General features: G+C 64.7%; 23 protein-coding genes. 16 read left to right on the forward strand and 7 right to left on the reverse strand.

The genetic code is table 11. From position 1 onward, the window contains the following. Window positions 1–12: 12 nt before the first annotated feature. Both sucC and sucD read left to right on the forward strand, forming a co-directional pair. The gene (gene sucC / locus ACFOLG_RS17790) at window positions 13–1,182 is read left to right on the forward strand and encodes an ADP-forming succinate--CoA ligase subunit beta (protein ID WP_088965086.1); all 1,170 of its coding nucleotides are present in this window, start codon (window positions 13–15) and stop codon (window positions 1,180–1,182) included. Window positions 1,183–1,209: 27 nt separating this feature from the next. Beyond that, window positions 1,210–2,094: a succinate--CoA ligase subunit alpha gene (sucD, locus tag ACFOLG_RS17795; protein WP_088965087.1), complete on the forward strand. Its 885-nt coding sequence runs from the start codon at window positions 1,210–1,212 to the stop codon at window positions 2,092–2,094. Window positions 2,095–2,327: 233 nt separating this feature from the next. Here sucD and ACFOLG_RS17800 read toward each other — a convergent pair whose 3' ends face one another. Further along, window positions 2,328–5,144, reverse strand: coding sequence for an EAL domain-containing protein (locus tag ACFOLG_RS17800; protein WP_386094616.1), 2,817 nt, complete (start codon window positions 5,142–5,144; stop codon window positions 2,328–2,330). Window positions 5,145–5,316: 172 nt separating this feature from the next. On the opposite strand from ACFOLG_RS17800, the gene ACFOLG_RS17805 reads away from it, so the two are divergent. From ACFOLG_RS17805 to ACFOLG_RS17830, 6 genes are all read left to right on the forward strand, one after another. After that, window positions 5,317–6,636 carry a TRZ/ATZ family hydrolase gene (locus ACFOLG_RS17805; protein WP_386094619.1) on the forward strand — a complete coding sequence of 440 codons (1,320 nt, stop codon included), beginning with the start codon at window positions 5,317–5,319 and terminating at the stop codon, window positions 6,634–6,636. A 12-nt stretch (window positions 6,637–6,648) separates the two neighbouring features. After that, window positions 6,649–7,347 carry a bifunctional 2-polyprenyl-6-hydroxyphenol methylase/3-demethylubiquinol 3-O-methyltransferase UbiG gene (gene ubiG, locus ACFOLG_RS17810; protein WP_386094622.1) on the forward strand — a complete coding sequence of 233 codons (699 nt, stop codon included), beginning with the start codon at window positions 6,649–6,651 and terminating at the stop codon, window positions 7,345–7,347. Window positions 7,348–7,420: 73 nt separating this feature from the next. Then, the gene (tadA, locus tag ACFOLG_RS17815) at window positions 7,421–8,134 is read left to right on the forward strand and encodes a tRNA adenosine(34) deaminase TadA (protein ID WP_386094625.1); all 714 of its coding nucleotides are present in this window, start codon (window positions 7,421–7,423) and stop codon (window positions 8,132–8,134) included. A 14-nt stretch (window positions 8,135–8,148) separates the two neighbouring features. After that, window positions 8,149–8,790, forward strand: a complete 642-nt coding sequence (locus ACFOLG_RS17820) for a L,D-transpeptidase family protein (RefSeq protein WP_386094628.1) — start codon at window positions 8,149–8,151, stop codon at window positions 8,788–8,790. A gap of 3 nt (window positions 8,791–8,793) precedes the next feature. After that, window positions 8,794–9,204, forward strand: a complete 411-nt coding sequence (locus ACFOLG_RS17825) for a DUF2721 domain-containing protein (RefSeq protein WP_349588861.1) — start codon at window positions 8,794–8,796, stop codon at window positions 9,202–9,204. Window positions 9,205–9,587: 383 nt separating this feature from the next. Then, entirely contained in the window at window positions 9,588–10,277 is a 690-nt protein-coding gene (locus ACFOLG_RS17830) for a GntR family transcriptional regulator (RefSeq protein WP_386094631.1), read from the forward strand. 60 nt (window positions 10,278–10,337) lie between these two features. Here the strand turns inward: ACFOLG_RS17830 and ACFOLG_RS17835 are convergent, their stop codons facing one another. Both ACFOLG_RS17835 and ACFOLG_RS17840 read right to left on the reverse strand, forming a co-directional pair. Further along, on the reverse strand, window positions 10,338–10,832 hold the full coding sequence (locus ACFOLG_RS17835) for a dihydrofolate reductase (protein ID WP_386094634.1): 495 nt from the start codon (window positions 10,830–10,832) through the stop codon (window positions 10,338–10,340). Further along, window positions 10,829–11,623: a thymidylate synthase gene (locus ACFOLG_RS17840; protein WP_386094636.1), complete on the reverse strand. Its 795-nt coding sequence runs from the start codon at window positions 11,621–11,623 to the stop codon at window positions 10,829–10,831. The genes ACFOLG_RS17835 and ACFOLG_RS17840 overlap by 4 nt, the downstream gene beginning before the upstream one ends. Before the next feature lie 173 nt (window positions 11,624–11,796). Here ACFOLG_RS17840 and flhB point away from each other — a divergent pair, with 173 nt between their 5' ends. The 6 genes from flhB to ACFOLG_RS17870 are packed head-to-tail and all read left to right on the forward strand — an operon-like array spanning window position 11,797 to window position 18,912. Then, complete coding sequence (gene flhB / locus ACFOLG_RS17845) at window positions 11,797–12,966, forward strand: flagellar biosynthesis protein FlhB (protein WP_386094639.1); 1,170 nt, start codon at window positions 11,797–11,799, stop codon at window positions 12,964–12,966. 6 nt (window positions 12,967–12,972) lie between these two features. Continuing rightward, a complete protein-coding gene (gene flhA / locus ACFOLG_RS17850) occupies window positions 12,973–15,060 on the forward strand; it encodes a flagellar biosynthesis protein FlhA (protein ID WP_386094642.1) in 2,088 nt (695 codons plus the stop codon). 3 nt (window positions 15,061–15,063) lie between these two features. Next, on the forward strand, window positions 15,064–16,506 hold the full coding sequence (flhF, locus tag ACFOLG_RS17855) for a flagellar biosynthesis protein FlhF (protein ID WP_386094645.1): 1,443 nt from the start codon (window positions 15,064–15,066) through the stop codon (window positions 16,504–16,506). A 4-nt stretch (window positions 16,507–16,510) separates the two neighbouring features. Continuing rightward, window positions 16,511–17,371 carry a MinD/ParA family ATP-binding protein gene (locus ACFOLG_RS17860; RefSeq protein WP_386094649.1) on the forward strand — a complete coding sequence of 287 codons (861 nt, stop codon included), beginning with the start codon at window positions 16,511–16,513 and terminating at the stop codon, window positions 17,369–17,371. Between the two features lies 1 nt (window position 17,372). Next, window positions 17,373–18,119, forward strand: coding sequence for an RNA polymerase sigma factor FliA (locus tag ACFOLG_RS17865; RefSeq protein ID WP_386094652.1), 747 nt, complete (start codon window positions 17,373–17,375; stop codon window positions 18,117–18,119). 40 nt (window positions 18,120–18,159) lie between these two features. Further along, a complete protein-coding gene (locus tag ACFOLG_RS17870; protein ID WP_386094655.1) occupies window positions 18,160–18,912 on the forward strand; it encodes a flagellar motor protein in 753 nt (250 codons plus the stop codon). Between the two features lie 69 nt (window positions 18,913–18,981). On the opposite strand, the gene ACFOLG_RS17875 is transcribed toward ACFOLG_RS17870, so the two are convergent. The 3 genes from ACFOLG_RS17875 to ACFOLG_RS17885 all read right to left on the reverse strand — a co-directional run bounded on the left by ACFOLG_RS17875 (window position 18,982) and on the right by ACFOLG_RS17885 (window position 22,047). Continuing rightward, the gene (locus ACFOLG_RS17875; RefSeq protein WP_386094658.1) at window positions 18,982–20,379 is read right to left on the reverse strand and encodes an exonuclease domain-containing protein; all 1,398 of its coding nucleotides are present in this window, start codon (window positions 20,377–20,379) and stop codon (window positions 18,982–18,984) included. Window positions 20,380–20,478: 99 nt separating this feature from the next. Beyond that, the gene (locus ACFOLG_RS17880; RefSeq protein ID WP_386094661.1) at window positions 20,479–21,072 is read right to left on the reverse strand and encodes a 3'-5' exonuclease; all 594 of its coding nucleotides are present in this window, start codon (window positions 21,070–21,072) and stop codon (window positions 20,479–20,481) included. A gap of 72 nt (window positions 21,073–21,144) precedes the next feature. After that, entirely contained in the window at window positions 21,145–22,047 is a 903-nt protein-coding gene (locus ACFOLG_RS17885) for a LysR substrate-binding domain-containing protein (RefSeq protein ID WP_386094664.1), read from the reverse strand. A gap of 92 nt (window positions 22,048–22,139) precedes the next feature. On the opposite strand from ACFOLG_RS17885, the gene ACFOLG_RS17890 reads away from it, so the two are divergent. Continuing rightward, window positions 22,140–22,430, forward strand: a complete 291-nt coding sequence (locus tag ACFOLG_RS17890; protein ID WP_386094667.1) for a DUF2917 domain-containing protein — start codon at window positions 22,140–22,142, stop codon at window positions 22,428–22,430. Further along, on the forward strand, window positions 22,421–23,029 hold the full coding sequence (locus ACFOLG_RS17895; protein ID WP_386094670.1) for a glutathione S-transferase family protein: 609 nt from the start codon (window positions 22,421–22,423) through the stop codon (window positions 23,027–23,029). The genes ACFOLG_RS17890 and ACFOLG_RS17895 overlap by 10 nt, the downstream gene beginning before the upstream one ends. 76 nt (window positions 23,030–23,105) lie before the next feature. On the opposite strand, the gene htpG is transcribed toward ACFOLG_RS17895, so the two are convergent. Next, complete coding sequence (htpG, locus tag ACFOLG_RS17900; protein WP_386094673.1) at window positions 23,106–25,010, reverse strand: molecular chaperone HtpG; 1,905 nt, start codon at window positions 25,008–25,010, stop codon at window positions 23,106–23,108. Between the last annotated feature and the right edge of the window lie 113 nt (window positions 25,011–25,123).

Here is a 25,123-nt window from a genome sequence, read left to right on the forward strand (position 1 = left end):
AAAGGAAAATCAATGAACCTGCACGAATACCAAGCGAAAGAGCTGCTGGCCAAGTACGGCCTGCCGGTGCAACAGGGCATTCTGGCCAACTCGCCGGAAGAAGCCGCTGCTGCGTACGACAAGCTGGGCGGCAAGTTTGCCGTTGTGAAGGCCCAGGTGCACGCCGGTGGCCGTGGCAAGGCCGGTGGCGTAAAAGTGGTGAAGAGCCGCGAAGAAGCCGCTGAAGTTGCCAAGACCCTGATCGGCACCAACCTGGTGACCTATCAGACCGACGCCGCCGGCCAGCCGGTAAACAGCGTGCTGGTATGCGAAGACATGTACCCGGTACAGCGCGAACTGTACCTGGGCGCCGTGGTTGACCGTGGCACCCAGCGCGTGGTGTTCATGGTGTCGACCGAAGGTGGTGTCGAGATCGAGAAGGTTGCCGAGGAAACCCCGGAAAAGATCATCAAGATCGAGATCGACCCGCTGGTTGGCGCGCAGCCGTTCCAGGGCCGTGATGCCGCATTCGCCCTGGGTCTGGAAGGCGCGCAGGTTGCCGCTTTCACCAAACTGTTCCTGGGTGCCGCCAAGGCCTTCATCGAGAACGACTTCGCGCTGTTCGAAGTGAACCCGCTGGCGCTGCGCGAAAACGGCGAACTGGCCTGCGTGGACGGCAAGATCAACCTGGACTCCAACGCCCTGTACCGTCACCCGGAACTGCTGGCCATGCGCGACAAGTCGCAGGAGAACGAGCGTGAAGTGAAAGCTTCCGAGTTCGACCTGAACTACGTGGCCCTGGAAGGCAACATCGGCTGCATGGTGAACGGCGCCGGTCTGGCGATGGCCACCATGGACATCATCAAGCTGAAGGGTGGCCAGCCGGCCAACTTCCTAGACGTGGGCGGCGGCGCTACCAAGGAGCGCGTGATCGAAGCGTTCAAGCTGATCCTGGCCGATACCTCGGTACAGGGCGTGCTGATCAACATCTTCGGCGGTATCGTGCGTTGCGACATGATCGCCGAAGCGATCATTGCCGCGGTGAAGGAAGTGAACGTGACCGTGCCGGTGGTTGTGCGCCTGGAAGGCAACAACGCCGAGCTGGGCGCCAAGATCCTAGACGACTCCGGTCTGAAACTGACCTCCGCCCAGGGCCTGAACGACGCAGCCGAGAAGATCGTTGCTGCCGTGGCCGCCCTCTAATCACCCGCACCGCATAAGGATTTCAAAATGAGCGTATTGGTAAACAAAGACACCAAAGTGCTGGTGCAAGGTTTCACCGGCAAGAACGGTACTTTCCACGCCGAACAGGCACTGAAGTGCGGCACCAAGGTTGTCGGCGGCGTTACCCCGGGCAAGGGCGGTGCTGAGCACCTGGGCCTGCCGGTGTTCAACACCATGAAGGACGCCGTGCGCCAGACCCAGGCCGATGCCTCTGTGATCTACGTACCGGCAGCTTTCGCCAAGGACTCCATCCTGGAAGCCATCGACAGCGGCGTTAAGCTGATCGTGTGCATCACCGAAGGCGTGCCGACCCTGGACATGCTGTACGTGAAGAAAGCCGTGGACGAAGCCGGCATCCGCCTGATCGGCCCGAACTGCCCCGGCATCATCACCCCGGGCGAGTGCAAGATCGGCATCATGCCGTGGCACATCCACAACCCGGGCCGCATCGGCATCGTGTCCCGCTCCGGCACTCTGACCTACGAAGCCGTGGCACAAACCACCGCGCTGGGCCTGGGCCAGTCCACCTGCATCGGTATCGGCGGCGACCCGATCCCGGGTACCTCCCACATCGATTCCCTGAAGCTGTTCCAGGACGATCCGGATACCGACGCCATCATCATGATCGGTGAAATCGGCGGTAGCGCCGAGGAAGAGGCCGCCGAATTCGCCAAGCAGTACGTGACCAAGCCGGTAGTAGGCTACATCGCCGGTGTTACCGCCCCGAAAGGCAAGCGCATGGGTCACGCCGGCGCCATCATCTCCGGCGGCAAGGGTACGGCCGAAGAGAAGTTCAAGGCCTTCGAGCGTGCCGGCATCGCCTACACCCGCAGCCCGGCTGAGATCGGCAAGACCATGTTCGAGCTGCTGAAGTCCAAAGGCATGATCTAATCCGGCAGTTTGCGGATTAAAGAAAGCCCGCCATCGCAAGATGGCGGGCTTTTTCTTGCCCAGCAGTCGTGCACTGTCGCGCATCGTGCAGAGAACCCGCCATCCCCTGGCACCAGCCCTGCCCCCTGCGACGCTGCCGGCCGCCCTCGCCGCCATCCGGCGGCCAAGAAAAAACCCCGCCAGTCTCGGCGGGGTTTTCAGCATGCGGCCAACGTTGGCCGCATGCTGCGCGTTCAGCCCTGCGGCAACAGGCTGGCCTTGCGCAGCATAGGCTCCACCAGCTCTGCCGCCATCGGCTTGGCCAGCAGGTAACCCTGCACCTGATCACAGCCATGCTGTTCTAGGAAGTGCCACTGCTCGATGGTTTCCACACCTTCGGCCACCACCTGCATGTTCAGGTTCTTCGCCATATTGATGATGGCGCGGGTAATGGCGGTATCGTCCTGATCGTCCGGGATATCGCGCACGAAGGAGCGGTCGATCTTCAGCTTGTCGGCCTTGAAGCGCTTCAAATAGGCCAGGCTGGAGTAACCGGTGCCGAAGTCGTCGATCGACAGCCGGATGCCCATGTCCTGAATGGCGCGGATCGACTGCACCGTGGACTCCATGTCGTCCATGATCACGCTCTCGGTCACTTCCACGTCCAGGCAGCTGCCCGGCAGGTTGTAGGCCGCCAGCGCATTGCCCAGTACCTGGGTCAGGTCCTGATGGCGGAACTGCAGCGCCGACAGGTTGACACCGATGGTGATCAGCGGCAGGCCGGCAGCGTGCCAGGCGGCAATCTGGCGGCAGGCTTCGCGGATCACCCAGTTGCCGATCTGCACGATGAAGCCGCGCTCTTCCGCCACGTCGATAAAGTGCAGCGGCCCCAGCAGACCCAGCGACGGATGGTTCCAGCGGATCAGCGCCTCGGCGCCGACGATGCGGCCACTCTTGATTTCCACCTGCGGCTGGTAGTGCAGCACGAACTCGCCGCGCTCCACCGCGTAACGCAGCTGGCTCTCGATGGCCAGGATTTCGCGCGCCCGCGCGTTCAGGTCGGCGGTGTAGAACTTGTAGTTGTTACGGCCGCTGGACTTGGCGTGGTACATCGCCGCATCGGCGTTGCGCACCAGCGTGTCGAAATCGCGGCCGTCGTCTGGGAACACGCTGATGCCGATACTGCCGGTCACCATCAGCGCGTGGTTGTACACCTCCAGCGGGGTGGTGAACTCGGACAGGATGCGCTCGGCGGCGTGCGCGGCGGCGGCGGCATCGCTGACCAGCGGCAGCAGGATGATGAATTCGTCCCCGCCCTGGCGCGCCACCACCTCACCGCTGCCCAGCACGCTACGGATGCGCTCGGAGGCCATCTTCAGCAGGATGTCGCCGGCAGCATGGCCCAGCGATTCGTTGATGGTCTTGAAGCGGTCCAGGTCCAGCAGCAGGATGGCCAGCTTGCCGTTGTCGTGGGTGGCGTTCTGGATCGCCAGCAAGGCACGATCCTGCAGGTGGCCGCGGTTGGGCAGCCCGGTGAGCACGTCGAAGTGCGCCAGGAACTGGATGCGCTCGTCGGCGGCCTTTCGCTCGGACTGGTCGCTGAAGATGGCGACATAGTGGGTCACGTCGCCGGACGGGCTCTTCACCGCGTTGATCGCCAGCCACTCCGGGTATACCTCGCCGTTCTTGCGGCGGTTCCACACCTCGCCCTGCCACGAGCCCTGCTCGTTCAACACCTGCCACAGGCTGTCGTAGAAGTCCTTGTTGTGGCGGCCGGAGCTGAGCACCATCGGGCGCTGGCCCAGCACTTCCTCCTGCGCAAAGCCGGTAATTTCGGTAAAGGCACGGTTGACGCTGCGGATGCGCACATCGCCATCGGTAATCATGATGCCTTCGGCAGTGTTCTCGAACACCTTGGCCGCCAGCTGCATGCGCTCCTCGGCGGCACGGCGCTCGGAGATGTCGCGCACCATGCGCCACACCGCGGTGATACGGCCACTGGCATCACGCATCGCCACGGTCTTGACGCTGACTGGAATCGGGTTGCCGATGCGGTTGATGTACTGCACTTCGAATTCGTCGCAGAAGCCGAAGCGCATCACCTTGTTGTCCAGGTTGTAACGCTCGTGGGCCTCGCTGTCGCGATCGAGCAGGCCCCAGAAGTTCTGCAGCTTGAGCTGGTCCAGGCTGTAGCCCAGCAGGCTGAGGAAGGCCGGGTTGGCGTCGATGATCTGCCCTTCCAGCGAGCTGATCACGATGCCGTCCAGGTTGGACCAGAACAGCTCACGGTACTTGTTCTCGGAGCGGCGCAGCGCGTCTTCCACCTCGCGACGGCGTTCGATATCCGCCTCCAGCGCCAGGGTCTTGGCTTTCAGCTCGTCGATCAGGCGCTTGAGTTCGGAGCGGGTCCACTCCAGATGCTTGCCGACGGTGCCGATCTCGTCATGCCGCCCCCAGTGGAACGGCTCGTCCAGCTTGAGTGCGGCCAACCTGGTGGCCTGTTGCGACAGCTGGGCGATGGGGCGCAGGAAACGTGAATGCAGGATGGTCATCACCAGAATGACCGACAGCAGCAACTGCGCCGCCACGATCAGCAACAGGTTCTTCAGCTGGTTGCGCTGGTAGATGGCCAGGTGCTCGGTGTCGAACTCGATGCTGACCTGGCCGATCTCCTCGCCGCGGTACACCACCGGCTTCTGCACGAAGGCCACGCTGCCGATGCGGCGTTCGCTGCGCAGGGTGGACAGGAACACGGTATTGGACTGGGTGTCGGACACACGGATGGAGATCACGCGCGGGTCGTCCATCACCGACGACACCAGCGGCGCACCAGCCTGGCGGCTGAGGTTCCACAGCGGCTCCTGCATGCCCAGCGCCACGATATCCAGCAGGCGCTTCTGGTCCACCGCCAGCTGGTTCTCGGCCTGCTCACGCTGCAGGTTGAAACTCAGCACACTGATGATGACGGCGGGAATAAGTAGTCCAAGGACCAGCGCCATCAGAAAGACCTGTCGCAACGACAGGCGCGAACCAATGGTATAGCTATCGAAATTGTCAGGCTTCTGGGTCATGGACTCGGGTTCCCCAAAGGCTAGGCGCCATGGATGTTCAATTTATTGAAACAGATTATACGGAAGTGCTTGCCCGTGCGCGGAATTTCTCTTTTTGCATAGTATAAGGCAGGTTGCCGAACCGGGAAGCCAGCGCCTACAATCGCCCGCATACTTTTATAGGCAACATTTCATGCAAAATACCGCTTTTGATCAGTTGATTTGCGCGCGCTGGATCATCCCCGTAGAGCAGGATGGCCAGGTATTGGAAAACCACGCAGTAGGCGTGCGAAATGGCCGCATTGTGGCAATCCTGCGACCGGAAGAGATTGCCGGCGCCAGCGCCGCCGAGCATATCAACCTGCCGCAGCACGTGCTGATGCCGGGGCTGATCAATCTGCACGGCCACTCGGCGATGACCCTGCTGCGCGGCATGGCCGACGACAAGGCGCTGATGGACTGGCTGCAGAACCACATCTGGCCGGCGGAAGGCAAGCATGTCAGCGATGCCTTCGTATTCGACGGCGCGCTGCTGGCAATGGGCGAGATGTTCCGCAGCGGCACCACCACCATCAACGACATGTACTTCTTCCACGCCGCCATGGCCCGCGCCGGCCTGGCGGCCGGCATGCGTACTTTCGTTGGCTGCTCGATCCTAGAATTCCCCACCGTCTACGGCCAGAACGCCGACGACTACATCGCCAAGGGCATGGCCGAGCGCCAGCAGTTCCTCGGCGAAGAGCTGATTACCTTCACCCTGGCACCGCACGCGCCGTACACCGTGTCCGACGACACCTTCCGCAAGGTGGTGACCCTGGCCGAGCAGGAAGACATGCTGATCCACTGCCACATCCACGAAACCCTGGACGAGGTGAACGGCAGCATCGACCAGTACCAGCAGCGCCCGCTGGCGCGCCTGGCCGGTCTCGGCCTGCTGTCGCCGCGCCTGATCGCCGCACACATGGTGCATCTGAGCGACGAGGAAATCGCGCTGGTGGCCAAGCATGGCGTGTCCATCGCCCACAACCCGACTTCCAACATGAAGCTGGCCTCCGGCATCGCCCCAGTACAGAAACTGTTGGCCGCCGGCGTCAACGTGGGCATCGGCACCGACGGCGCCGCCTCCAACAACAAGCTGGACATGCTGAGCGAGACCCGCATGGGCGCGCTGCTGGCCAAGGTCGGCACGCTGGACCCGACCGCGGTGCCGGCGGCCACCGCCATCCGCATGGCCACCCTGCACGGCGCGCAGGCACTGGGCATCGCCGATAAGGTGGGCACGGTCAGCGTGGGCAAGCAGGCCGACCTGATCGCCGTCGATCTGTCGGCGGTGGAAACCAGCCCGCAGTTCGACCCGATCTCGCACATCGTGTACGCCGCCGGCCGCGAACAGGTAAGCCACGTATGGGTGAACGGCCGCGCGGTACTGCGCGAACGCACGCTCACCACCCTGAACGAAGCCGAACTGAAGGCCAAGGCCGAAGACTGGCGCGTACGCATTCTGGCCAAATAAGCAGGACACCAAATGAGCAATGTAGACGAACAGGAACTGGATAAATTCAGCCAGATTGCCCACAAGTGGTGGGACAAGGACAGCGAGTTCAAGCCGCTGCACGAGATCAACCCGCTGCGCCTGGGCTTTATCGATGACTTCGCCGCCATCGCCGGCAAGACGGTGCTGGACGTGGGCTGCGGCGGCGGCATTCTGGCCGAGAGCATGGCCGCCAAGGGCGCCAGCGTCACCGGCATCGACCTGGCGAAGAAATCGCTGAAAGTGGCGCAGCTGCACAGCCTGGAATCCGGCGTCAGCGTCAGCTACCGCTGCGTGCCGGTGGAAGAGTTGGCCGCAGAAGCGCCGGCCAGCTTCGACGTGGTGACCTGCATGGAGATGCTGGAACATGTGCCGGACCCGCTGAGCGTGGTACACGCCTGCGCCGAGCTGGTGAAGCCCGGCGGCTGGGTGTTCTTCTCCACCCTCAACCGCAATGCCAAGGCCTATCTGCTGGCGGTGGTCGGCGCCGAGTACGTGCTGAACATGCTGCCACGCGGCACCCACGAGTACCGCCGCTTCCTCAAGCCTTCGGAGCTGGCGCGCATGGCGCGCGGCGCCGGGCTGGAGCTGGTGCAGGTCAAGGGCATGGGTTACAACCCGCTGACACATATCTATAGCCTGAACGACGACACCGACGTCAACTACCTGCTGGCCATGCGCCGTCCGGGCTGATGTTGCCGGCGTGACCACCTTGCGGCCAACCTGACACGACGTGCAGGTTGGCCGCAGCATTTAAGCCTGCCCCATGCTGACTTCGCCTCCCTTGCCGCCCAATGCCATCCGCTGGCTGGCGGCACTGAACATCCACAGCCGCGCCGATCTGCAGCGCGCCGGCGTGGTGCGCGCCTTTCTGCTGCTGAAAGCCAGCGGCCACACCGCTACCGAACGCTTGCTGTTCGCGCTGGCGGCGGCCGCACGCGGCGAGCACTGGTCGGCACTGGACGATGCCAGCCGCACCGCGCTGCGCCAGGCGGCGGCCAAGCACCCGCCGGTGCGGCCGTTACCGCCGCAGGCGGAACGACAGGCGTTCATGACCGAGGCGCTGACGCTGGCGGCCGAGGCCGCGCAGCACGGCGAGGTGCCGGTCGGCGCGGTGGTGGTGCAGCACGGGCGCATCATCGGTCGCGGCTACAACCGCCCACTGGGCAGCCACGACCCCAGCGCCCATGCCGAGATGCTGGCGCTGCGCGAGGCGGCGGCCAACATTGGCAATTACCGGCTGCATGGCTGCCAGCTGTACGTCACGCTGGAGCCGTGTGCGATGTGCGCCGGCGCCATCCTGCACAGCCGGCTGGATCACGTGCTGTACGGCGCGGCCGAGCCGCGCACCGGCGCCGCCGGCAGCGTGCTCAATCTGTTTGCCGAGCGCCGCCTCAATCACCACACAGCCATCGACGGTGGCATCGCGGCCGACGCCGCGACGGCACTTCTGGCCGATTTCTTTGCCCAACGCAGGTAACCGAGGAGAGCAGCATGTCCACTCGTCTGCCCTATTTGCCGGCCCTGCTGGTGCTGCTGACACTGCCGGCACTGGCGGCCAGCCCGCCGGAGGCGGAGTACCTGCTGGCCAGCCAGCTGCAGCCGGTACAGGCGGCGGAGATCAAACCCAACCCCTACACCCCGGGCAGCCCGTGGCTGGAAGTGGGGGTACGCAGCCAGTCGCTGGTGTTTTACGACGCGCTGGGCGTTGCCCGCGCCCACTACGCCATTTCCACCGCCAAGAACGGCGTCGGCGAACTGGCCAACAGCTACCAGACGCCACGCGGCTGGCACAGGGTTTGCGAGCGTATCGGCGATGGCGTGACGCCGGGCACCATCATCTACCGCCGCCAGGTGACACCGTGGAAATACAGCCCACAGTTGCACCAGGAATACCCGGACAAGGACTGGATCCTCACCCGCATCCTGTGGCTGTGCGGCATGGAGCCAGGCAAGAACCAGGGCGGCGAGGTGGATAGCTACGACCGCGCCATCTATATCCACGGCGCTGGCGAGCACGTGGCGTTCGGCACCCCGACCTCACGCGGCTGCGTGCGCATGCGCAATGAAGACATCGTCGAGCTGTTTGCCCTGACCGGCAACGGCCTGGACGTCCTGATCAACGAAAACCTGTGACCCATGCTCAACCTCACCACTCCTGCCCTGCTGTTCCCGGCGATCTCCCTGCTGCTGCTGGCCTATACCAACCGCTACCTGGCGCTGGCCAGCATCATCCGCAACCTGTACGACGACTACCAGCAGGCGCCGGACGAAAAACTGGTGCAGCAGATCGGCAACCTGCGCCGCCGCATCGCGCTGATCAAGTGGATGCAGAGCCTGGGGGTGGGCAGCCTGTTCCTGTGCGTGCTGGCGATGCTGCAGATCTATACCGGTTGGCCGCAGGTGGCGCAGGTCACCTTTGGCGCCAGCCTGCTGCTGATGATCATGTCGCTGGGCATGTCGCTGCTGGAGCTGCGCATGTCCACCGATGCGCTGAACATCCTGCTGTCCGACCTGATCGCCGCCGAACGCGAACGCGGCGCGCGCTGACCGCGGGCAAAAAAAAAAGACCTCTCCCGATGAAGGGAGAGGTCAACACCCGTGTCGTACCTGCAAGGTTCCCAATGGAACACGCAATAACGGCGTTATTGCTCTTGAAGCAGCTGTTCAAACCTACCTTGCGAGCCACTTGTCGTGTTAGCCCCTGATTCCTCGCTTGGCCTTGCTTAAACAAGCGTTTGAATAGTACGTTTGCCGCCGCCCTGCAGGCAAGGTTTTTCTCGCCACGGTCAAACAACCGTTTGTTTTTACGCCACAACTTGCCGCTATCGCCTGTCCGATAGCACGGGCGCGCACGCCGGCAGCGCCGGCAATGCTAGAATCCTGCTGTTCGATTGCCGGACAATCGACAAACTTCAATTCCGACCATCACCATGACTAGCAGCCAGCAGGAGGCGCGTGTGAGCTTCAAGGCCAACGACTCGCTTACCGAACAGATCGCGCAATACCTGGGACACAAGATCGTCAGCGGCGACATGCAGCCGGGCGAGCGCATCCAGGAATTGCGCATTGCCGCCGAGCTGGATGTCAGCCGCGGCTCGGTGCGCGAGGCACTGCTGATCCTGCAACGCCGCCACCTGGTGGACATCTACCCGCGCCGCGGCGCCATCGTCTCCAGCATCAGCCCGGAAGACGTGCGCGAGCTGTTCGCGCTGTGGTTCCTGCTGCTGGAGCAGGCGGTGGACAATCTGGCGGCCAACTGGCAGAACGACGACCTGGCCGGTTTCATCGAGCTGATGACCGAGCTGGGCGAGCAGCAGCGCAAGAGCGACAGCGAGGGCTTCTACCGCTCCGGGGTGCAGTTCCTGGAGTTGCTGTACCTGCACTGCGGCAACCGCTACCTGCAGCAGACCCTGTTCGACCTGCTGCCGCAGTCGCAGCGCTGCCTGTTTGCCATCCTGCGCGCCGGCAAGAACCAGATCGACCGCACCTACGACTTCCTCGACCGCCTGCTCAAGGCCATCGTGGCGCGCGATGGCAGCCAGCTGCGACAGATGCTGCGCGAGTTCGCCATCCAGTACAGCCATACCGCGCAGGCCGCCGCCGCGGAACTGCTGGGCTAGAACCGGGCGACAATAAAAAAGCGGCCGCCGGGCCGCTTTTTTATTGCATGTGGCGACGGATCAGGCCCGCCGCTGATAGTCGGCAAAGTAATACTGCAAGCCGTTGGCCGCAACGAGGGCGGGCTGGGCCGTGCACTGCCATTCGTCGGCGACCCAGGCCGGGAAGCGCGCGTCACCGGCCACCGCCAGATCGATGTGGGTCAGGCACAGCTTGTCCGCCAGCGGCAACGCCTGCGCGTACAGATTGGCGCCGCCGATCACGCATACCTCGTCCACCGCGCCGGCCAGTTGCAGCGCCGCTGCCAGCGAGTGCGCGACGCTGACACCGTCGTGCTGCCAGTCGTGCTGGTGCGTCACCACGATATTCAGCCGCCCCGGCAGCGGCCGGCCGATGGAGTCGAAGGTTTTGCGCCCCATGATCACCGGCTTGCCTAGCGTCACCGCCTTGAAGTGCTTGAGGTCTTCCGGCAGATGCCACGGCAGGGTGTTGTCGATGCCGATCACGTTGTCGTGCGCCATCGCCGCCACCAGGGTCAAGGTTGGCCGCAGACTCATACCGCCACCTCCGCCTTGATGTGCGGGTGCGGTTCGTAGCCTTCCAGCGTGAAGTCTTCGAATTTGAAGGCGAACAGATCGCTGACATCCGGGTTGATGCGCATGGTCGGCAGCGCGCGCGGCTGGCGCGACAGCTGCAGCCGAGTCTGCTCCAGGTGGTTGCTGTACAGGTGGGCATCGCCCAGGGTGTGCACGAAATCGCCCGGCTGCAGGCCGCACACCTGCGCCACCATCATGGTCAGCAGCGCATAGCTGGCGATGTTGAATGGCACGCCGAGGAAGATGTCCGCCGAGCGCTGATACAGCTGGCAGGACAGCTTGCCGTCCGCCACGTAGAACTGGAACAGGCTGTGGCACGGCGGCAGCGCCATCTCGTCCACCAGCGCCGGGTTCCACGCCGACACCATCAGCCGGCGCGAGTCCGGGTTGCGCTTGATCATCTCCAGCACATTGGCGATCTGGTCGATGTGACGGCCATCCGGCGCCGGCCAGCTGCGCCACTGGTAGCCATACACCGGCCCCAGCTCGCCGTTGTCGTCGGCCCATTCGTCCCAGATCGACACCCCGTTTTCCTTCAGGTAGCGGATATTGGTGTCGCCGGACAGGAACCACAGCAGCTCGTGAATGATGGAGCGCAGGTGGCACTTCTTGGTGGTCACCAGCGGAAAGCCCTGCGCCAGGTCGAAACGCATCTGGTAACCGAATACCGACCGCGTGCCGGTACCGGTGCGATCGGACTTGTCGACGCCGTGCTCCAGCACATGGCGCATCAGATCTAGATATTGCTTCATCGGTACCTCGAAAAAAACCAGTAGAGAAACCGCACGATTGTACGGTCATTGCCGTCTGCGGCCAACCTGCGCGCCGTCACCACGGCCTGGCCGCTTGATCAAACTCCACCGCAGCCGGGTTGCAATCGGCTAACATCGCCGCTTGGCAGCTCTAGATAGAAGCAACGCGAGCAATGGCAGAAGAAAGCGACAAGGAAGACCGCACCGAAGCACCCTCGCCCCGGCGGCTGGAACAGGCCCGCGCCGAGGGCAATGTGCCGCGTTCGCGCGAGCTGTCCACCTTTGCCGTTACCGCTACCGGCCTGGCGCTGCTGATGGCCACCGGCAGCAGCATCTACCAGTTTCTGCACAAGCTGATGATCGACTGGTTCAGCTTCGACCAGCGCCAGGCCTTCGATGCCGTGCAGATCATGGAGCGCTTCCGTGGCAGCCTGCTGGATGCGCTGCAGATCCTGGCCCCCATCCTCGGCGCGCTGTTCCTCGCCGCCGCGCTGACGCCGCTGAGCATCGGCGGCTGGAACCTGACCAGCAAGGGCTTCATGCCCAACTTTGCCAAGCTCAACCCCGCCGCCGGCATCAAGCGCATGTTTTCGGTACAGGCCGCCACCGAAGGGCTGAAGGCCGTGCTGAAAAGCGCGCTGATCGGCGGCGTCGCCACCTGGGTGATCTGGAGCGAACGCGGCGAGCTGGTCGGGCTGGCGAGCATGCCGCTGGACCGCGCGCTGCCCGAGCTGGTCCGGCTGATGGAGCACACCTTCATCATGGTGGTGGGCGCCATGCTGCTGCTGGTGCTGATCGACGTGCCGTTCCAGCTGTGGCAATACCAGAAGAACCTGCGCATGACCAAGGAAGAGCTGAAACAGGAATACAAGGAGCAGGAAGGCTCGCCGGAAGTGAAAGGCCGCATCCGCCAGCTGCAGCGCGAAGCGGCACGCAAACGCATGATGCAGGAAGTACCCAAGGCCAACGTGATCGTCACCAACCCGACCCACTACGCGGTGGCGCTGCAGTACGAAGAAGGCATGGGCGCCCCCAAGCTGATCGCCAAGGGTTCGCTGAAGCTGGCCGAGCGCATCATCGGCAAGGGCAAGGAACACCGCGTGGCGGTGCTGCGCGCGCCCAGCTTTGCCCGCGCGCTGTATTTCAATGTCGAGCTGAACGAAGCCATTCCGGCCAAGCTGTATACTGCCGCCGCGCAAGTGCTGGCGTATGTTTACCAGCTGCAGCAGTATGAGCAGAGCGGCGGCATTTCGCCGGTTTTCCCGGAACAACTGCAGGTGCCGCCCGAACTTGACCCCGAATCCAAACGCAATCAACATACTGCGCCCACCGGCACCCCGTAACGAGGCATGAACAAGCTCTCCGAACTGCTCAAGAAAGTCGACGTCAACACCCTGGCAGGCCCGATCCTGATCATGCTGGTGCTGTCGATGATGGTGTTGCCGCTGCCGCCGCTGCTGCTCGACATCTTTTTCACCTTCAACATCGCCATTTCCATCATCGTGCTGATGGTGGGGGTAAACACGCGCGAGCCGCTGGAGTTCTCCTCCTTCCCTACCCTGCTGCTGATCACCACCCTGTTGCGCCTGTCGCTGAACGTGGCCAGTAGCCGCATCATCCTGCTGGAAGGCCATACCGGTGCCAGTGCCGCCGGTAAGGTGATCGAATCGTTTGCCCACTTCCTGATCGGCGACAACATCACCATCGGTATCGTGGTGTTCGTCATCCTCACCATCATCAACTTCGTGGTGATCACCAAGGGCGCCGGCCGTATCGCCGAGGTATCGGCGCGCTTCACCCTGGACGCGATGCCCGGCAAGCAGATGGCGATCGATGCCGACCTCAACGCCGGCCTGATCGGCGAAGACGACGCCCGCCGCCGCCGCGCCAAGATCACCGAAGAGGCCAACTTCTTCGGCTCCATGGACGGTGCCTCCAAGTTCGTGCGCGGCGACGCCGTGGCCGGCATCCTGATCATGGTGATCAACATCGTCGGCGGCCTGATCATCGGCGTGGTGCAGCATGACCTGGACGTGGCCAGCGCCGCCGAGAGCTACACCCTGCTGACCATCGGTGACGGCCTGGTGGCACAGATTCCGGCGCTGATCATCTCGACCGCTGCCGGCATGGTGGTGGCGCGCGTCGGCACCGAGAAGGGCATTTCCGAGCAGCTGGCCGGCCAGCTGTTCGCCAACCCCACCGTGCTGTACCTCACCGCCGGCGTCATCGGCCTGCTGGGCATGATTCCCAACATGCCGCATCTGGCGTTCCTGCTGATTGCCAGCACGTTGGCCGCAACCGCCCGCTGGCTGGAAAAACTCAGCCAGCAAAAAGAGCAGGCGGTGGCCACCGTCAGCGAGCAGCCGCCGCCGGCGGTGCTGGAACAACCACTGGCCGAGGTGGGCTGGAAGGACGTGCAGCCGGTGGACGCGCTGGGGCTGGAAGTGGGCTACCGGCTGATCCCGCTGGTGGACCGCGACCAGGACGGCGAGCTGCTGCGCCGCATCCGCGGCATCCGCAAGAAGATGGCGCAGGAGCTAGGCTTCCTGGTGCCGCCGGTACACATCCGCGACAACCTGGAAATCCGCCCCAACGCCTACCGCATCCTGCTCAAGGGCGTGGAGATCGGCAACGGCGAGGCCTATATCGGCCAGTTCCTGGCCATCAACCCCGGCCAGGTCAGCGGCGAGCTGCAGGGCACGCCCACCACCGACCCGGCGTTCGGCCTGCCGGCAATCTGGATCGACGCCAGCAAGCGCGACGAGGCGCAGAACTTGGGCTACACGGTGGTGGATGCCAGCACCGTGGTGGCCACTCACATTTCCAACCTGCTGCAGACCCATGCCGCCGAGCTGCTGGGCCGCGAAGAAGTGCAGGCGCTGATCGAACACGTCGCCAAGGAAGCGCCCAAGCTGGTGGAGGATCTGGTGCCCAAGGTGGTGCCGATCGGCATCCTGCAGAAGGTGCTGCAGCAGCTGCTGCAGGATGGCATCCACCTGCGCGACTTCCGCACCATCATCGAGACGCTGGCCGACCATGTCGCCATCACCCAGGATATCGACGACCTGACCAGCGCCGTGCGCACCGCGCTGTCGCGCGCCATCGTGCAGCAGCTGTTCCCCGGCGAACAGGAGCTGCCGCTGATGACGCTGGAGCCGCAGCTGGAAAACATCCTGATGCAGGCGGTGAACAGCAAGGCCGGCGGCGGGCTGGAGCCGGGTCTTGCAGAGAACCTGCTGTCCAACGCCGCGCATCAAACAGAAAATGTTGAAAATCAGGGGTACAATCCGGTGCTGCTCACACCGCCTGGCTTGCGGCCGCTTTTGGCACGCTTCTTGCGCCGGGCGCTGCCGCAACTGCGGGTCATTTCTCATAATGAGATACCCGACAGCAAATCCATTCGTATAATTGCGGTGATCGGGGGGAGCAAAGGCTAACGCATGGTCGTCAGAAAGTTCTACGGCAAAACTACACGCGACGCGCTGCGCCAGGTTCGGGAAGAACTTGGCGCCGACGCGTTGATCCTGTCCAACCGCCCGACGCTGGGCGGTGGGGTAGAGATCATGGCGGTTGCCGATGCTGACGTGTCCGCGATTGCCACCACGCTGACGCCACCGGCGCAGCCCAAGCCGCCGCGCAACACCGCGCCGCAGCCTGCGGCCAACCCTGCGCCGCCGGCCACGCCCGCCGGCAGCAGTGCGCCGGCCGTCAACCGCGCGCTGGCGCGCACCTATGCCATGCCGGTGGAACCGCTGGACGAACCACCACCGCCGCCAACGCCCCCCGCGCCCGCACCGCCGCCGGAACCGGCGCGCAACCAGCCGCAGCCCTTCCTGCAGCACGTGCAGCAGAACAGCAGCCGCCGCCCGGCCGCCGCCGCGCCGGCCACCCCGCGCAGCAGCAATGCCGCGGAAACCGATGCCGAACGCGAGCAGATGTCGCAGGAGCTCAAGCAGATCAGCGACGAGATCAAGCAATTGCGCAGCCTGCTGCAAAGCCAGCTGGCCGGCTTCGCCTGGTCGGACATGGAACAGCGCGCGCCCAACCGCGCCGAGCTGTTCCGCCACCTGCTCACCGCCGGCTTCAGCTCGGCGCTGATCCGCCAGCTCACCCAGAAACTGCCGCCGCAATACGATGGCGAAATCGCGCAGAAATGGGCACGCTCGGCGCTGATCCACAACCTCAAGTGCATGGATCCGCAGCACGACCCGATCGAGGCCGGCGGCATCTTCGCGCTGGTCGGCCCCACCGGCGTCGGCAAGACCACCACCGTCGCCAAGTTGGCCGCACGCGCCACCATGCGCCACGGCGCGCAGAACGTGGCGCTGATCACCACCGACACCTACCGTATCGGCGCGCAGGACCAGCTGCGCATCTACGGCAAGATTCTCGGGGTGCCGGTGTTCTCGGTACAGAACGAAGGCGATTTGCAGCTGACGCTGGCCGACCTGACCCCGCGCAAGATCGTGCTGATCGACACCGTGGGCATGAGCCAGCGCGATGCGCGGGTGCAGAGCCAGCTGGAAATGTTCAAGCAGGCCGGCCGCCCGGTGCAGCGCCTGCTGCTGCTGGCGGCCAACGCCGACGGCCACACGCTGGAAGACGTGGTGCGCCACTACAAGGGCGAAGGCCTGACCGGCGCCATCGTCTCCAAGATCGACGAGGCGCTGGCGCTGGGCCCCAGCCTGGACGTGGTGATCCGCAACCGCCTGCGGCTGTTCTATGTCACCAACGGCCAGCGCGTGCCGGAAGACATCCACGCCGCCCACGCCGAGCTGCTGATCGACCGCGCGCTGCGCGCCGCGCAGCAGCACTCGCCGTTCAGCCCGTCCGGCGACGAGCTGAATCTGGTCAACGCCGCGCAATCCGGCTGGCTGGGCTAACAGCATGAGCGACCAAGCCTCCAGCCTGCGCCAGGCGCGCGCGCAATCCCACTACCCGCCCTCGTTCGCCTTCTTTGGCGGCGAAGGCAGCGGCGTCAGCACCGTGGTCGGCGAGCTGGCCGCCGCGCTGGCCATGAGCGGCCAACGTCCGCTGCTGGTGGAACACCAGCCGGGCAACCATCAGGCCCGCCGGCTGGGGCTGCCCACCAGCGCCAGTTTCGCCAGCCTGGCCATCAGCCTGGGCGGCGTCAGCGACTTGCTGGTCAGCAACCGCTATGGCCTGAGCCTGGTCAACCTGGTGGCCAGCAGCGAGGAACGCACCCGCATGTCGCCGCGGCTGTGGCGGCGGCTGGCCAGCGAATTCGCCGCGCTGGAAGCCGACAACAGCGTGCTGCTGGTCGACGCCCCGGCGCTGACCACCGACCCGGCGCCGCTGTGCATCGCCGACAATCTGGTGCTGGTGCTCAGCCCGGATGCCGACAGCCTCACCCAGGGCTATGCCAGCCTGAAGCGGCTGGCCGGCGACTACGCCCGCCGCCGTTTCAACGTGCTGGTGAACCGGGCACAGGATTTCAACGAAGCCCAGGCAGTGTTCAACCGCCTCAGCGGCGTGGCCGGCGACTACCTGTCGGTAGCGCTGCGCTGGGTGGGCTTCGTGCCGCTGGACCACACCGTGCGCAAAAGCCAGACCCTGCGCCGCCCCACGGTGGAAGCGTTTGCCGATAGCGAAGCGTCGCAGGCCTGCCGCCAGCTGGCACAGATGCTGCCGCGCTGGCATGGCCCGGACAGCGCTACCCAGCGCGCCAGCTATCTGGAACACTTGCTGATGACTACCAAATCGCTTGCAGATCTGACAGGAAGCTGACATGGCAGCCCCCCATAAAATACGCGCCTATGCCCAGGTTGCCGCCACGCGCGAACAGATCGACATCGAGCGCCACACCCCGCTGGTGAAGAAGCTTGCCAGCATGCTGGTGGCCCGGCTGCCGGCCAGCGTCGATATCAACGACCTGATCCAGGTCGGCATCATCGGGCTGATGGAAGCGGCCAAGCAGTTCGATGCCAGCCAGGGCGTGCAGTTCGAGACCTTTGCCAGCCAGCGCATCCGCGGCGCCATGCTGGACGAGTTGCGCCGCGAAGACTGGATGCCGCGCCAGACGCGGCGCAATTCGCGCCAGATCGAAACCGCCATCCATACGCTGGAACAGCAGCTGGGCCGCCCGCCGCTGGAAAGCGAAATCGCCGGGCACATGGAGCTGCCGCTGGAGCAATATCAGGACATGCTGGGCGAGTGCCGTGGCGTCAGCTTGGTGCATTTTTCCGATTTCGAAGACGACGAAGGCAACAGCAGTGGCCACCACGTGGAAAACGTGGTGGACGAGAACAGCCACGAGCCGGCCGACATCCTCGCCAGCGGCGCCTTCCGCAGCGCGCTGGTGGAGGCGATCAAGCTACTGCCGGAACGCGACCAGCTGGTGATGAGCCTGTACTACGAACAAGAGTTGAACCTGAAGGAAATTGGCGCCGTGCTTGGCGTCTCCGAATCGCGCGTCTGCCAGCTGCACAGCCAGGCGGTAACCCGCCTGCGCAGCCGGCTGCGCGACTGGATTTGATGCGGCCAACCTTTTGCGCCGCCAGTAAACGGAACCCTACATGTTGGACAAGATCAGTTTTATCGCCATTCTTGGCGGGCTGACCGCCATTCTGGCCGGCCAGGCGCTGGAAGGCGGCCACATCGCCTCGCTGGTTCAGGTCACCGCCTTCCTCATCGTCATCGGCGGCACCGCCAGCGCGGTGATGCTGCAGTCCACCCCGCGCCAGTTCATGACCGGGCTGCAGATGGCCAAGTGGGTGTTCGTGCCGCCCAACTTCGAGTTCGAAAAGCAGATCCGCGACATCGTCGGCTGGAGCAACACCTCGCGCCGCAGCGGCCTGCTGGCGCTGGAAGGCTACCTCAACGCGCAGAAAGACCCGTTCACCAAGAAGGCGCTGCAATTGCTGGTGGACGGCGGCGAGCCGCAGATGATCCGCGATGTGCTGGAGGTGGAACTGGAAGCGCACGAACACGCTCGCAAGCTGGCGGCCAAGATCTGGGAATCCGCCGGCGGCTACTCGCCGACCATGGGCATCATGGGTGCGGTGCTGGGGCTGATCCACGTGATGGAAAACCTGTCCGACCCGTCCAAGCTGGGCGGCGGCATCGCCGTGGCCTTCGTCGCCACCGTGTACGGCGTCGGTGCGGCCAACCTGCTGTTCCTGCCGATGGCGCACAAGCTCAAGCACCTGATCACACTGGAAAGCACCGCGCGCGAGCTGGTGATCGAGGGCATCGTCGCCATCGCCAACGGCGAGAACCCGCGCCAGATCGAGGCGCGGCTGCGCGGCTTCCAGGCCATTACCGACTAGCCTCTCCCGCCCCAACGACAACGCCCGCTAACAGCGGGCGTTTTGCTGACGCGGCCACCGCGCGGCGGCTCACTCCGGCGGCTGCGCCAGCAGCTGGGCATGGTCGGTCGGCTTCTTGAGGAACGCCGCCAGCAGCTTGTACACATCGTGATCGAAACGCGGCTTGGCCTGCTGCTGGCTGCTGTCGGCGCGGCGCGAACCCAGATAGCACCAGCGCTCGAACAAAAACTCCTCCCACTCGCCGCTCACCGGATCGGTCTCGCGCACCGCCACCGCGCCGGCATACGGCCACGCCTTCAGCTGCAGCCGCGACAAGGCCTGCAGCAGGCGGATATTGTGCGCGGCGGCGTCTTCCTTGCCGACGCAGGCGCCCTTGCAGCGGCCGCGCTGATGCGCAAAACAGGCGCCCTTGCGCGCGCCGCGCTTCTCCAGCTGCAAACAGGTCTGGCACAGACCGTTAAACTCGCACAGCTCGGTCAGCGTCTTCTTCGCCTCCTTCGGGCTGCGGAACAGGCCGTACAGGCTGGACAGCTGCGAGAAATCCACCTCGCGCGCGTGCACCACCCGCGGCAGCAGGAAGCCGCTGCCGCCCTGCTGCAGCTGGATGGAGCACAGCTCCTGTTCCAGCCGGCCGCGCTGATTGTGGATCGGCTGCCTGGCCTTGACCAGTTCCAGCTCCAGCAGCTGGGCGCCGAAGTCGCCGATGGTTTCGTGCCATTCCACCCGCTTGATCTGCTGCCCCAGGCGCACCTCCTTGTGCTGCTGGCCGCCGGTAAAGTGCGCCAGCACGCGGTTGCGCAGATTGCTGCTCTTGCCCACGTACAGCGGCAGGTCGTGCTCGCCGTACAGCAGGTACACCCCCGGCACGTCCGGCAGCTGCTCCATCACCTCCGGGTCCAGCCCCGGCGGCACCGTGGCCTGCGCCATCAGCTCGCTGGCCGCCGCCTCCACCGCGTCGCGGCCGAGCGTGGCCAGCGACTGGCCGAGAAACTGGTACAGCGCCTCGGCGTCGGCCATGGCGCGGTGCCGCGACGGCAACTGAATTTCATGCCGCGCGATGATGCTGTCCAGGTTGTGCTTGTAGTGCTGCGGGTAGAGCTTGCGCGACAGCTTGACGGTGCACAGCACCTCGCTGCGGAACTTGATGCCGACGCGCTTGAACTCGTTCTTCAGGAAGCCGTAATCGAAGCGCACATTGTGGGCGATGAACAGCCGGCCCTGCAGCTTGTGCAGCAGCTGCTCCGCCACCGCGGCGAACGGCGGCGCGTCGGCCACCATGGCGTCGCTGATGCCGGTCATCTCTTCGATGAACGGCGGGATGCTCTGCCCCGGGTTGACCAGCAGGTCGAAGCGCTCTACCTGCTCGCCGTCGATCAGGATCATGCCCACTTCGGTGATGCGGTCGCGGGTGATGTGGCCGCCGGTGGTTTCCAGGTCGACGATGGCGAGGGGACGATCAAACAGCATGCTGGAACTCGATGAAAAACAATGAGAAAACCCGCCGGGCGGCGGGGCGATGAGACTACCACGAATCGGCAGCTGCTTCACCCCTGCCGGCAGGGCGGGCTAGCCTTGCTGCAGCGCCTGCCACACGCGGAACGCCACCCAGGCATCGTTGGCCGCATACAGCTGCTGCGACTCGCTGAGCTGGCGCAGCGACCAGTTGGAGGTGGACACCTTCTTCGACTTGCGAAAGTACTGGCCGAACAGCTGCGCCACCGCCTGCACCGCGCCGATGGTCAGCCGCTTGTCCTCGCACTGGAAGCGGTTGCCCAGGTCCAGCAGCGCCAGATCGGTCACGCCGAAACGGTTCTTCAGATGCGCGCGGTCGGAGCTGAGGTCGAAGCCGGCCAGCGTCAGGCCGGGGCGCGCCAGCAGCGCCGCCAGCGGCGCCGGCATCGGCCCCTCGCCGAGCGGGAACAGCCAGGCATGCTCGGCGCTGGCCAACTGCACCAGGTGCGGCCCGGTGGGCTGCTGCCCCTTGTGAAAGGTTGGCCGCGACTCAGTATCGAAGCCCAGCACCGGCTCTTGTGCCAGCCGGGCCACGGCGGCGGCCAGCGCCGCCTCGTCCTGCACCAGGGTGATCTGCGGCAGCGCCAGGCCGGCAAACAGCGGCAGCGCCTTGATTTCTTCGCGGGGGATATGGCGGGTGATCTTCATGGCCGACACGGTACCAAAAGCCGCGCGCCAGGAAAACCTCGGCGCATCACGCCTGCGGCCAACCTTGCCGCGCTAAGCCGCCGTCCCGCGCGCCAGCCCGGCCAGGTAAGCGGCCACTTCCTGCTGCAGCCAGGCGGCGAAGATCTCCTGCTTGTAGCGCGAGCTTTCGCGCGGCGGCCACACCAGCCAGCAGGGGTAGGGATACGGCGCCACGATATCAGTCAGCTGTACCAGCCGGCCGGCCTCCAGGTCTCGCTGCACCAGGCTGCGCCGCTCCAGGGTAATGCCCTGCCCCTGGCGCACCATCTCCAGGATCAGGTTGGAATCGTTGATCCACAGCCAGGCCTCGCCCGGCTCGTCGATGCCGGCCAGCTGGCACCACGGCTGCCAGCTTTCCACCGAGCGGATCAGCGGCCCGGCCATCACCTGCTGCGGCGTCTGCGGCAGACGGCCACCGTTGAACGTCGGCGCCGCCACCATCAACAATTCGTCATCGAACAGCTTTAGCTGCTGCAAGCCTTCCCAGTCGCCCTGGCCAATGCGGATGCCCACATCCACCAGCCCCTGGCGCAGGTCGAGAATGTCCAGGCTGGCGCGGATGCTCACCCGGTAGCGCGGGTACAGCGCCTGGAAACGGTGCAGCCGCGGCAGCAGCCACTGCGAGCCGAACGACGGCAGCACCGCCACCGCCAGATCGCCCTCGCGCGGCCGCGCCTGTACCAGCCGGGTGGCCTCGCTCAGTTCGGCCAGGCCGGAGCGGATCTGCAGCGCGTAGAAGCGCCCTTCTTCGCTCAGCCGCAGTCCGCGCCCTTCGCGCACGAACAGCGTCACCCCCAACAGCTCTTCCAGCAGGCGGATCTGCTGGCTGATGGCGGAGTGGGTGACGTTCAGCTCGCCGGCGGCACGGGTAATGCCACCCAGGCGGGCAACGGCTTCGAAACTGCGCAGCGCAGTGAGGGGCGGCAGAGCTTTCATGTAAGAAAAACTAACACGTCTCGGCAGAAATCATCAATTTTTCTTTGTGTTTCACCAGCTTATAGTAGCAACACTACTTGGAGGGAAACGCTATGGAACACGTACTGCATCTGACCCTGCAACGGCAGGAACTGTTGGTGTTGCAACTGGTGCGCCCCGGCCAGGTCCGCGCGCTGAGCGGTGCGCACTGGCTGACCATCAACGGCGAGGACATCTGCCTGCATGCCGGCGAGCAGGCGCAGCTGCCGGCCGGTAAACTGCTGCTGGAGGGCGACGGCCGCCTCGACCTGCAAGGCCTGAGCGCCCCCGCGCCGCAAGGCGGCGCCCTGCAACTGGGCTTTATTTCGGTACGCAACGAGCAAAGGGAGGTGTCATGCAACTGATAGGCATGCTGGATTCACCCTATGTCAGAAGGGTGGCAATTGCGCTGCGGCTGATGGATATCGGCTACCAGCACCTGCCGCTGTCGGTGTTCCGCAACATGCCGGAGTTCCGCCAGATCAACCCGGTGCTCAAGGTGCCGACCCTGGTGTGCGACGACGGCGAGCTGCTGATGGATTCCAGCCTGATCCTCGACTACCTGGAACGGCTGGCGCCGGCAGAACGGCGGCTGACGCCGGAAGCGCTGCCGGCGCGGCAGCACTGCCTGCACGGCGTGGGCCTGGCGCTGGCGGCGATGGAGAAGGCGGTGCAGGCCTACTACGAACGCAATCTGCGCCCGGCCGAAGCGCGCCACGAACCCTGGCTGGCACGGGTGGCGGAGCAGCTGAACGCCGCCTGCGCATTGATGGAAAGCTTTCTGCAGCGCCAGCCACCAGCGGTGGCGCAGCTGGATCAGGCCACACTCAGCATCGCCGTGGCCTGGCGCTTCATCGCCGAGCGCGCGGCGGAGCACATCGCGGCCGACGCCTACCCCGGCTTGCGCGCCTGGAGCGTGCAGGCGGAGACGCACCCGGCCTTCCTCGCCTGCCCGTTCGAGTAAGCCACCGCCAGCCACAGGTAATAAAAAAACCGCCCCACGCGTGGGGCGGTTTTTTTGCGGCCAACCTTGGTGTGGCTCAGGCCGACAGTTCCAGCATCAGCTTGTTGATGCGCTTCACGAATGCCGCCGGGTCTTCCAGCTTGCCGCCTTCGGCCAGCAGCGCCTGGTCGTACAGCACATGCGCCAGGTCTTCGCGGCGACCGTCATCGCTTTCCGCGGCCAGGCGTTTCACCAGCACGTGCTCCGGGTTGATCTCTAGCGTCGGCTTGGCGCCTTCCGGCACCGGCTGGCCGGCGGCCTTCAGCATGCGCTCCAGGTGGGCGCTCATATCGTGCTCGCCCACCACCAGGCAGGCCGGGCTGTCGGTCAGGCGCGCGGTGGCGCGCACTTCCTGCACGCGTTGGCCCAGCGCCTTCTGCACCAGTTCCACCAGCGGCTTGGCGGCTTCTTCCACCTGCTTCTGCGCGGCCTTGTCGGCTTCGTCTTCCAGCGCGCCCAGGTCCAGCGCGCCCTTGGCTACCGACTGCAGCTTCTTGCCGTCGAACTCGGTGAGCGAACCGCTTACCCACTCGTCCACGCGGTCGGTGAGCAGCAGCACTTCCACGCCCTTCTTCTTGAACACTTCTAGGTGCGGGCTGTTGCGCGCGGCGGACAGGCTGTCGGCGGTAATGAAGTAGATCTTGTCCTGGCCTTCCTTCATGCGGCCAACGTAGTCACCCAGCGATACCGCCGGCACGTCGCCTTCGGAAGCGGTGGACACGAAGCGCAGCAGCTTGGCGATGCGCTCCTTGTTGGCGAAGTCCTCGCCGACGCCCTCTTTCAGCACCTGGCCGAATTCCTGCCAGAAGCTGGCGTATTTGTCCTGATCGTTGGCCGCCAGGTCTTCCAGCAGGCCCAGCACCTTCTTCACGCAGCCGGCGCGGATGGCGTCGATGTCCTTGGATTCCTGCAGGATCTCACGCGAGACGTTCAGCGGCAGGTCGTTGCTGTCGATCACGCCGCGCACGAAGCGCAGGTACTGCGGCATCAGCTTGTTGCTGTCTTCCATGATGAACACGCGGCGCACGTACAGTTTCACCCCCTGCTTGCGGTCGCGGTCCCACATGTCGAACGGCGCGCGCGACGGGATATACAGCAGCTCGGTGTACTCCTGGCGGCCTTCCACGCGGGCATGGCTCCACGCCAGCGGCTCGGTGAAATCGTGGGCGACGTGCTTGTAGAATTCCTGGTACTGCTCGTCGCTGATGTCGTTCTTGCTGCGGGTCCACAGCGCGGAAGCCTCGTTCACCACCTCGAAGTCGTCGCTGACGATCACTTCGCCGTTCTCACCGTAGCCGTTGCCCTTCTTCATCTCGATCGGGATGGAGATGTGGTCGGAGTAGGTGCGCACGATGCGCTTGAGCGCCCAGTCGTTCAGCAGCTCGTCCTGGCCTTCCTTCAGGTGCAGCACGATCTCGGTGCCGCGGCCAACCTTGTCCAGCTGCTCCAGGGTGAATTCGCCCTCGCCCTGCGATTCCCAGCGCACGCCTTCGCCTACCGGGCTGCCGGCACGGCGGGTGGTCAGCGTTACCTTGTCGGCGACGATGAAGGCGGAGTAGAAGCCGACACCGAACTGGCCGATCAGGTTGGCGTCTTTCTTGGCGTCGCCGGACAGCTGCTCGAAGAAGGCCTTGGTGCCGGATTTGGCGATGGTGCCGATGTTGGCGATCACCTCGTCGCGGTTCATGCCGATGCCGTTGTCGGCGATGGTGATGGTCTTGGCTGCCGCGTCGAAGCTGATGCGGATTTTCAGCTCCGGATCGTTCTCGAACAGTGCGGCATTGTTGAGCCCTTCGAAGCGCAGCTTGTCGGCCGCGTCGCTGGCGTTGGACACCAGCTCACGCAGGAAGATCTCCTTGTTGGAATACAGGGAGTGGATCATCAGTTTCAGCAGCTGTTTGACTTCGGTCTGAAAACCCAGGGTTTCTTTCTGTGCGCTCATGATATGGGTGTAGTGAGGTTGAACAAGACAGGGAGCAAATAGGGCCGCCGCGGCGTATTTCAATAGCCACGCCAGCGGCAGGGCCGTGGCGGCGACGCTGCACGGCGCGCCGG

This window comes from Vogesella facilis (assembly GCF_042648525.1).
GTDB lineage: Bacteria > Pseudomonadota > Gammaproteobacteria > Burkholderiales > Chromobacteriaceae > Vogesella > Vogesella facilis.